The organism is Umezawaea sp. NPDC059074 (genome assembly GCF_042738955.1).
Taxonomy (GTDB): Bacteria; Actinomycetota; Actinomycetes; order Mycobacteriales; family Pseudonocardiaceae; genus Umezawaea.
Genome location: NZ_JBHYHC010000237.1, coordinates 1 through 7,854, shown reverse-complemented (window position 1 = coordinate 7,854; position 7,854 = coordinate 1). Strand labels below are relative to the sequence as shown.

Here is a 7,854-nt window from a genome sequence, read left to right as displayed (position 1 = left end):
GGGTGCCCAACACGAACCCCGCCGCGGCGGGCTGGTAGCGTAACTTATATACAATGACCGGAATGCACGGCGGGCGAAGGTCTCCCCTCGGGGGGCCTTTCGACCGAAGTCTTGGATTCGCGCCGACTTTCGTCGTTCGAGGCGCGGAACCGGCCGCCCATCACCTACGGTTCGCGCCATGACAGACGCCGTGGCCGTGACCGACATCCACAAGTCGTACGGCGACCTCAACGCCGTGGACGGCGTCTCCTTCGCCGTCGCCGAGGGCGAGTTCTTCGGCATCCTCGGGCCGAACGGCGCGGGCAAGACCACGACGCTGGAGATCGTGGAAGGCTTGCGGGAGCCCGATTCCGGGACCGTGTCGCTGCTCGGCGTGAACCCGTGGCCGCGCAACCCCGCCCTGCTGCCCCGTGTCGGCGTGCAGCTCCAGGCGTCCAGCTTCTTCGAACGGCTGACCGCGCGCGAGCAGCTGGAGACGTTCGGGTCGCTCTACGGCGTGAGCAAGTCGACGGCCGCCGAGATGCTGGAGCTGGTCGGCCTCACGGACAAGGCCGACGTCCAGGAGAACAAGCTGTCCGGCGGCCAGCGGCAGCGCCTGTCGATCGCCTGCGCGCTGGTCCACGACCCGGACGTCGTGTTCCTCGACGAGCCGACGGCCGCGCTGGACCCGCAGGCCCGGCGCAACCTGTGGGACGTGCTGCGCGCGATCCAGGACCGCGGCAAGACCATCGTCTACACGACCCACTACCTGGACGAGGCCGAGATCCTCTGCGACCGGGTGGCCATCATGGACCGCGGCAAGGTCCTCGCCCTCGACTCGCCCGCCGCCCTCGTGCGCGGGCTCGACGCGCCGACGCGGATCACCCTCCAGCCCGGCACGCTGCCCGCGGACGACGCGCGCGGCATCGAGGGCGTGGACAGCGCGACCGACGACGAGGACGGCCTCACCATCTCCACCCGCAAGCCCGCGCCGGTGCTGTCCGCGCTGGCCGAGCGCGGCGCGCTCGACGGGCTCCAGGTCCGCACCGCCACCCTCGAGGACGTCTTCCTCGGTCTGACCGGACGGGAGTACCGGGCATGAGCACCGCGTTCAAGAGCCTCTCCACGGCGATGCTCAAGGGCTTCATCCGCGACAAGATGTCGCTGTTCTTCATGTTCTTCTTCCCGCTGATGTTCCTGGTGGTCTTCGGCCTGCTGTTCCGGGACGCGGGCCAAGACAAGATCAAGATCGCGGTCATCGGCGACGGCCCGGTGGTCGCGGCGCTGGAGAAGACCGGCGCGGTGGAGGTCCAGCGGTTCGACGACGAGCAGGCCGCCGTCGCGAAGGTCAAGGACGGCGACCTCCCCGCCGCGCTCGTCCTGCGCGGCAACACCGTCCAGCTCCGGTTCGCCGCCAGCGACCAGGTCGCCGCGGGCACCGTGAACGGGCTGGTGTCCGGTGTGGTCGACCAGGTGAACCTGGGCGCGACCGGTCAACCGCCCGCGTTCACGCTGCAGCAGCAGCCGGTCGAGGACGCGTCGCTCAAGCCGATCCAGTACCTCACGCCCGGCATCCTGTCGTGGGGCATCTCGATCTCCGCGGTGTTCGGCGCGGCGCTGACCATGGTGTCCTGGCGCAAGAAGCAGGTGCTGCGGCGCATCCGGCTCGCCCCGGTCAGCGCCATCACGGTCCTCACCTCGCGGCTGACCGTGAGCGTCGGCATCGCGGTCGTGCAGGCCATCACGTTCGTGCTGGTGGCCCTGACCCCGCCGTTCGGCCTCAAGCTCGCGGGCAGCTGGTACCTGGCGCTGCCGCTGCTGGTCCTCGGCACGCTGGCGTTCTTCGCCATCGGCATGCTCGTCGGCGCGTTCTGCAAGACCGAGGAGGCCGCCAGCGGCGCGGCGAACATCCTGGTGCTGCCGATGTCGTTCCTGTCCGGCACGTTCTTCCCCATCGAGAACGCGCCCGGCTGGCTCCAGGCGGTCTCGAAGGCGTTGCCGCTGCGGCACATGAACGACGGGATGCTCGACGTCCTGGTGCGGGGCAAGGGGATCGAGGCGCTGCTGGTGCCGTGCTCGGTGCTGATCGCCTTCACCGCCGTGGTCGGCCTGCTCGCCGCCAAGCTGTTCCGCTGGGAGGACTGAAACACCCCAAAACGCCCGTGAGCCCGCTCACGCAGCACAATGGAGGCCATGCTCTCCACCTCTGCGGGTCGGTTCCGCCTCTTCGCGCTGGCCGAGGCGGTGTCCTGGGCGGGTCTGCTGATCGGGATGCTCTTCAAGTACGTGCTCTCGGACAACGAGATCGGCGTGAAGGTGTTCGGCCCGATCCACGGGTTCATCTTCATCGTCTACATCCTCGTGGCCCTGCTCGCGAGCGTCGCCCAGAAGTGGGAGCGCCGCACGACGGTGCTCGCGCTGCTGGCGAGCATCCCGCCGTTCGGCACGATCGCCTTCGAGCGCTGGGCGATCCGGACCGGCAGGCTGGACGTCCCTCAGGCCAGCGCGGCCTGAGCCCTCCGGATCTCGTACTCGGGGTCCCCGGAGTGGTAGACCTGCTCGCTGTCCTCGATGTTCGCCAGGAACTCGCGGTAGCGGATCGCGTTGAACACGTGCACCAGCGGGATCGCCAGCTCCAGCGCGGCGGCCGGGTCGCTGTCCGGCACGTGCTCCAGCCAGGCCGCCGTCCACAGCTCGGCCAGCAGCGTCCGCCGCTCCGGCGGGAGGAACGTCCACAGCCGGGCCGCGTCCAGCGCCGGGTGGCCCCAGCACGAGTCCGCCCAGTCGATCACCTGCGTGGTGACGCCGTCGGACTGCCAGTTGCCGGGGTGGAAGTCGCCGTGCAGCAGCGTCAGCGGCAGCCCGGTGGCGAGCAGCGCGTCGGCCCGCTCGCGCGAGCCCTCGACCTCGGCCGACCACATCGGCACCTCCGGCAGGCCCGAGGGCCGCTCGCCCGCCAGCGCGGCCTGCACGGCCACGAACCTCGGCACGACCGACCGCACCTGCTCCGGCTCGGCGGGCCAGCAGGGGTCGCCGGGGGCGTCGGCCGTCAGCACCCGCAGCGGCGCGGCGGCGATCACCTCGGGCACCAGTGACGGGTCCTTCCCGGCCACCAGCCGCAGGGCGATCGGCTCGGCCGCGAAGAACGGCGGCAGCCCCTTCACCCACACGCGGCCCGCGTCGGTGTCCACCCGGAAGACGCACGACAGGTTCCAGGTCTTCACCTGGACGACGGGACCTGTTCGGGTGACGAACCCCTCGGCCCACGCGACCAGCTCGGCGGGCCCGCCCGGTTTCGCCCACGGCAGCCGCAGCGGCGTGTCCGGGAACGCGTGCACGGGCTCGGCGGCCAGCGCGGTCCGGTCCGGCGCGCCGTGCGCCTCCACCTGGTAGGTGACCGTGCCGCCGCGCATCCCCTCGCCGTCGACCTCGACCAGCCGCAGCACGGACGTCGGCACCCCGAGCACCCGTTCGAGGTGCTCGTTGACCAGCTGGACCTGGTTCCACCACCCGCTGGCCACGGCGAACGGCCCGACGGAACCGGCGTACTCGCCGTCGACCACGACCAGGGCGATGACCTCGTGCATCCGCACAGGGTGGCCGAGGCCTCCGGCGGAGCGCGACCGAATTAGTCCTCGAAGTCGCCGACCGCGCGGCGGACCTTCGCCAGCAGGTCCGTCAGCTGCTCGGTCTGCCGCTCGGTGAGCCCGCGCAGCCCGAAGTCCACGCTGGTCACGGCCTCGGTGGCCACCTCGCGCCGAGCCCGGCCGGTGTCGGTGATCTCGACGAGCGTCGTCCGCCGGTCGGTCGGGTGCGGGTTGCGCCGCACCAGCTCGTCGGCCTCCAGCCGGTCCACGATGTTCGTGACGCTGGTCGGGTGCAGCTGGAGCCGCTCGCCCATGACCCGCATCGGCAGGCTGCCCGCCTTGGAGAACGTCAGCAGCACCAGCGCCTCGTAGCGGGCGAACGTGAGCCCGTGCGGCTTCAGCGCCGCGTCGACGGCGGACTGGATGATTTGCTGTACGCGCATGACGCTCGTGACCGCCGCCATCGACGTCGACGGTCCGATGCGCTTCTCCCACAGCTCGGCCGCGCGTGCGATCGGGTCGAACGGCAGTGGCTGGGGCGTCATGCAGGCGAAGCTACCAGTGGGTACAAGTCGACGATCCAGGAGGCACGCGTGCTCATCGCGTTCAGCGTCAGCCCGCTCGGCGGGGAGTCCGACAGCGTCGCGGAGGCGGTCGCCGAGGCCGTCCGCGTCGTGCGCGAGTCGGGCCTGCCCAACGAGACCAACGCCATGTTCACCCTCGTCGAGGGGGAGTGGGACGAGGTGATGGCGGTCGTGAAGAAGGCCACCGAGGCCGTGCAGGCCGCCGCGCCGCGGGTCAGCCTGGTGCTCAAGGCCGACATCCGGCCCGGCTTCACCGGTCAGATGGCCACCAAGGTGGAGCGCGTGGAGGCCCACCTGCGCGAGCTGTGACAGGTGACACGATGGCGTCAGATAGTCGGACATCCTACTATTTGGGGATCGACGACGATGCGGAGACCGCCATGCCTGCTCCCGGCTACGACGAGAACTACGCCGACCACGAGGCCGGTCGTCAGCGCTGGCAGGACGCCTACGCCAAGGCCGAGGCGACCGGCCGCGTGCGCGACGCGGACTTCACGACGCTGTCCGGCGTCGAGGTCGACCCGGTCTACGGGCCGCGGCCGGGCGAGACCGTGGAGGGCTTCGAGCGCATCGGCTGGCCGGGCGAGTACCCGTTCACCCGCGGCCTGCACCCGACCGGGTACCGCGGCAAGAACTGGACCATCCGCCAGTTCGCGGGCTTCGGCAACGCCGAGCAGACCAACGAGCGCTACAAGATGATCCTGGCGCGCGGCGGTGGCGGCCTGTCGGTGGCGTTCGACATGCCCACGCTGATGGGCAAGGACTCCGACGACCCGCGCTCGCTCGGCGAGGTCGGCCACTGCGGCGTGGCCATCGACTCGGCGGCCGACATGGACGTCCTGTTCGGCGACATCCCGTTGGAGCAGGTCACCACGTCGATGACCATCTCCGGCCCCGCCGTGCCGGTGTTCGTGATGTACCTGGTCGCCGCCGAACGGCAGGGCGCGGACATCTCGAAGCTCAACGGCACCCTCCAGACGGACATCTTCAAGGAGTACATCGCCCAGAAGGAGTGGCTGTTCGCGCCCGAGCCGCACCTGCGGCTCATCGGCGACCTGATGGCGTACTGCCAGGACAACATCCCCGCGTACAAGCCGCTGTCGGTGTCCGGCTACCACATCCGCGAGGCCGGGGCGACGGCCGCGCAGGAGCTGGCGTTCACCCTCGCCGACGGGTTCGGCTACGTCGAGCTGGGCCTCTCGCGCGGCCTGGACATCGAGAAGTTCGCGCCCGGCCTGAGCTTCTTCTTCGACTCGCACCTCGACTTCTTCGAGGAGATCGCCAAGTTCCGCGCGGCCCGCCGCATCTGGGCCAGGTGGATGCGCGACGTCTACGGCGCCCGCACGGCGAAGGCCCAGCAGCTCCGCTTCCACACCCAGACCGCGGGCGTCTCCCTCACCGCGCAGCAGCCGGACAACAACATCGTCCGCACCGCCGTGGAGGCCCTCGCGGCCGTCCTGGGCGGCACGAACTCGTTGCACACCAACGCGTTGGACGAAGTCCTCGCCCTGCCGAGCGAGAAGGCCGCCCAGATCGCCCTGCGCACCCAGCAGGTGATCATGGAGGAGACCGGCGTCTCGAACGTGGCGGACCCGCTCGGCGGCTCCTGGTACGTGGAGGCCCTGACCGACAAGATCGAGGCCGAGGCCGAGAAGGTCTTCGACCGCATCAAGGACATGGCCCGCGCGGCGGTGCCGTCGGGCGAGCACGAGATCGGCGAGATGACGTCCGGCATCCTGCGCGGCATCGAGGACGGCTGGTTCACCGGCGAGACGGCGGACTCGGCGTTCGTCTACCAGGTCGCGCTGGAGAAGGGCGACAAGAAGGTCGTCGGCGTCAACGTCCACACCGAGTCCCTCTCGGAGAACCTGGAGATCCTCCGCGTCAGCCACGAGGTGGAGCGCGAGCAGAACCGCGTCCTGGCCGCTCGCAGGTCCACCCGCGACCAAGCGGCGGTCGACCGAGCTTTGGCCCACATGGTCGAGGTGGCCCGCACGGACGGCAACCTCATCGAACCGATGCTCGCAGCGGCCAGGGCCGAAGCGACGTTGGGCGAGATCTGCGGCGTCCTCAAGGACGAGTGGGGCGGTTACACCGAGCCCGCCAGGTTCTAGCGCGCCGCCCGCCGGGTAACCGCCGGTTGTGCCATCGTTGACGGCACCATCGGCGGACGAAGGCGGTTCCATGCGACCGAGCAGGACGATCACGGGCTTGGTCACGGTTTTGCTGCTGGCGGCCTGCGCCCCCACGAACACGGGCAGCCCCCCGTCCAGCACGCCGACCACCACCACGACGACCTCCGATGCCGAGCAGCCGACGACGACCACGTCGGACGCACCACCGTCCTCGGAGGGCGAAGTGAAGGTGGACTTGGCAAAGGGCAGGGGCATCACACTGGTGGGCGACCACTGGTACATCCACACCAGCTTCTCGTTCACCGTGACGATGACGGCCCCACAGGGCGAGAGCCCGAAGGACCCGCTGAACGTGGTCGTCTCGTTCCCCGGCGACGCGGTCACGGTGTTCTCGACCGACGGCGAGGGCTGGTCCTGCCAGGACGTGGAGACGGGCCTGTCGTGCACCCACGCGGACCCGGCGAAGCCGGGAGAGGCTTGGCCGGTGCTGACGGTGAACGCTGGGCCACCGAAGAAGACCACGCAGAACGAGTCGCTTTCGGTGGAGGCCAGTGGGCCGGGCAAGGGCACGGCATCCGTGCAGATGGACCTGGACACCAGCACCTGAGCGGAGCCTCCCGGCGGCTCCGCCTTCCTGGGTTGGGGTTCCTGGCTGCGAGTTCCAGCCTGGCCGGCCGGTGGCTTCGGCTTCCAGCCTGGTCACTTGGCGGCCGTCGGTTCCGGGTGGGTCACTTAGTGGCCGCCCATTCCAGCCAGCTCACCCGGCGGCTCCCGGTTCCAGCTCGCCCAGTCGGCGACTACCGGTTCCAGCCGGGCCACCCGGCGGCTGCCGGTTCCGGGTGGGTCACCCAGTGGCTTCCGGTTCCGGCTTGCCTGCTTGGTGACTACGGCTTCCAGCGTGCTGTGTCCGATTTGATTTGGGGCCCCTAGATTTGCCCCTTGATCGGGCCAAAAGGCAGTGCCCCAAAGCCCTGCCCGATCTCCAATTTTAAGGGGCAAATCCCCCAAATAAAATCGGACACGAACCAACCAGCCAGGTCGAGCGGGTAGGCAATCGGCTCTCAAGCAGCCTGCCGCAGGCAACCCTGCGCTGTCGACGAGCGGCAGGCCTGCCGCAGGCAACCTTGCGATCGAACCGCCGCAGGCTGTCTGCCGCAGGCAACCCTGCGTCAGCCGGTCCTGTAGGCCTGCCGGAGACAACCCTTCGATCCAACCCGTGCAACCTGTCTGCCGCAGGCAACCTTGCGTCTTCAACCACCCATCGCCTGCCGCAGGCAACCCTTCGCCCTCAACCACCCCAAGCCGTCTGCCGCAGGCAACCTGAAAACCGAGACACAGCCCGTCCGGCCCTCACCGCCTGCCCACAACGGCAGCCGCAGCCGGCGGGCCCCCGGCCCCAACTCAACCCCGTGACCAACCCGCCCCACATCCAAATTGCACCGTCCGAAACCGCACCAACTATCTTCCGGCCCCCGGCCGGCACTCGCACCGCGCCCCAACCGGACCATGCCGGCAGGTTCTTTTAACCCCCACCCCGGCCGGCCCCCGATTGTTTTTGCGCCCCCACCC

At 69.8% G+C, this 7,854-nt stretch carries 8 protein-coding genes; 6 read left to right on the top strand and 2 right to left on the bottom strand.

Features of this window, described 5'->3' with window-relative positions; genetic code table 11:
* Window positions 1-178: 178 nt before the first annotated feature.
* The 3 genes from ACFWW9_RS45065 to ACFWW9_RS45055 are packed head-to-tail and all read left to right on the top strand — an operon-like array spanning window position 179 to window position 2,493.
* A complete protein-coding gene (locus ACFWW9_RS45065; protein WP_390389641.1) occupies window positions 179-1,081 on the top strand; it encodes an ATP-binding cassette domain-containing protein in 903 nt (300 codons plus the stop codon).
* A complete protein-coding gene (locus ACFWW9_RS45060; protein ID WP_390389639.1) occupies window positions 1,078-2,124 on the top strand; it encodes an ABC transporter permease in 1,047 nt (348 codons plus the stop codon). Before ACFWW9_RS45065 ends, ACFWW9_RS45060 begins: the two co-directional genes overlap by 4 nt.
* 48 nt (window positions 2,125-2,172) lie before the next feature.
* Window positions 2,173-2,493 (top strand): DUF3817 domain-containing protein, encoded by a 321-nt coding sequence (locus tag ACFWW9_RS45055; protein WP_390389637.1) that lies wholly within the window; start codon window positions 2,173-2,175, stop codon window positions 2,491-2,493.
* Here ACFWW9_RS45055 and ACFWW9_RS45050 read toward each other — a convergent pair.
* Window positions 2,475-3,566 (bottom strand): aminoglycoside phosphotransferase family protein, encoded by a 1,092-nt coding sequence (locus ACFWW9_RS45050; protein ID WP_390389635.1) that lies wholly within the window; start codon window positions 3,564-3,566, stop codon window positions 2,475-2,477. The two genes, ACFWW9_RS45055 and ACFWW9_RS45050, sit on opposite strands and share 19 nt — an antisense overlap.
* A gap of 41 nt (window positions 3,567-3,607) precedes the next feature.
* Window positions 3,608-4,111 (bottom strand): MarR family winged helix-turn-helix transcriptional regulator, encoded by a 504-nt coding sequence (locus ACFWW9_RS45045; RefSeq protein ID WP_390389634.1) that lies wholly within the window; start codon window positions 4,109-4,111, stop codon window positions 3,608-3,610.
* 48 nt (window positions 4,112-4,159) lie between these two features.
* On the opposite strand from ACFWW9_RS45045, the gene ACFWW9_RS45040 reads away from it, so the two are divergent.
* The 3 genes from ACFWW9_RS45040 to ACFWW9_RS45030 all read left to right on the top strand — a co-directional run bounded on the left by ACFWW9_RS45040 (window position 4,160) and on the right by ACFWW9_RS45030 (window position 6,892).
* Complete coding sequence (locus ACFWW9_RS45040; protein WP_390389632.1) at window positions 4,160-4,459, top strand: MTH1187 family thiamine-binding protein; 300 nt, start codon at window positions 4,160-4,162, stop codon at window positions 4,457-4,459.
* A 71-nt stretch (window positions 4,460-4,530) separates the two neighbouring features.
* Window positions 4,531-6,264 carry a methylmalonyl-CoA mutase gene (locus tag ACFWW9_RS45035; RefSeq protein WP_390389631.1) on the top strand — a complete coding sequence of 578 codons (1,734 nt, stop codon included), beginning with the start codon at window positions 4,531-4,533 and terminating at the stop codon, window positions 6,262-6,264.
* Between the two features lie 97 nt (window positions 6,265-6,361).
* The gene (locus tag ACFWW9_RS45030; protein WP_390389628.1) at window positions 6,362-6,892 is read left to right on the top strand and encodes a hypothetical protein; all 531 of its coding nucleotides are present in this window, start codon (window positions 6,362-6,364) and stop codon (window positions 6,890-6,892) included.
* The last annotated feature ends 962 nt before the right edge of the window (window positions 6,893-7,854 follow it).

What these genes read in the sequence shown, in the direction of transcription:
- ACFWW9_RS45045 (WP_390389634.1), bottom strand. Translation starts at nt 4,111, where the DNA reads ATGACGCCCCAGCCACTGCCGTTCGACCCGATCGCACGCGCGGCCGAG.
- ACFWW9_RS45035 (WP_390389631.1), top strand. Translation starts at nt 4,531, where the DNA reads ATGCCTGCTCCCGGCTACGACGAGAACTACGCCGACCACGAGGCCGGT.
- ACFWW9_RS45055 (WP_390389637.1), top strand. Translation starts at nt 2,173, where the DNA reads ATGCTCTCCACCTCTGCGGGTCGGTTCCGCCTCTTCGCGCTGGCCGAG.
- ACFWW9_RS45050 (WP_390389635.1), bottom strand. Translation starts at nt 3,566, where the DNA reads ATGCACGAGGTCATCGCCCTGGTCGTGGTCGACGGCGAGTACGCCGGT.
- ACFWW9_RS45060 (WP_390389639.1), top strand. Translation starts at nt 1,078, where the DNA reads ATGAGCACCGCGTTCAAGAGCCTCTCCACGGCGATGCTCAAGGGCTTC.
- ACFWW9_RS45065 (WP_390389641.1), top strand. Translation starts at nt 179, where the DNA reads ATGACAGACGCCGTGGCCGTGACCGACATCCACAAGTCGTACGGCGAC.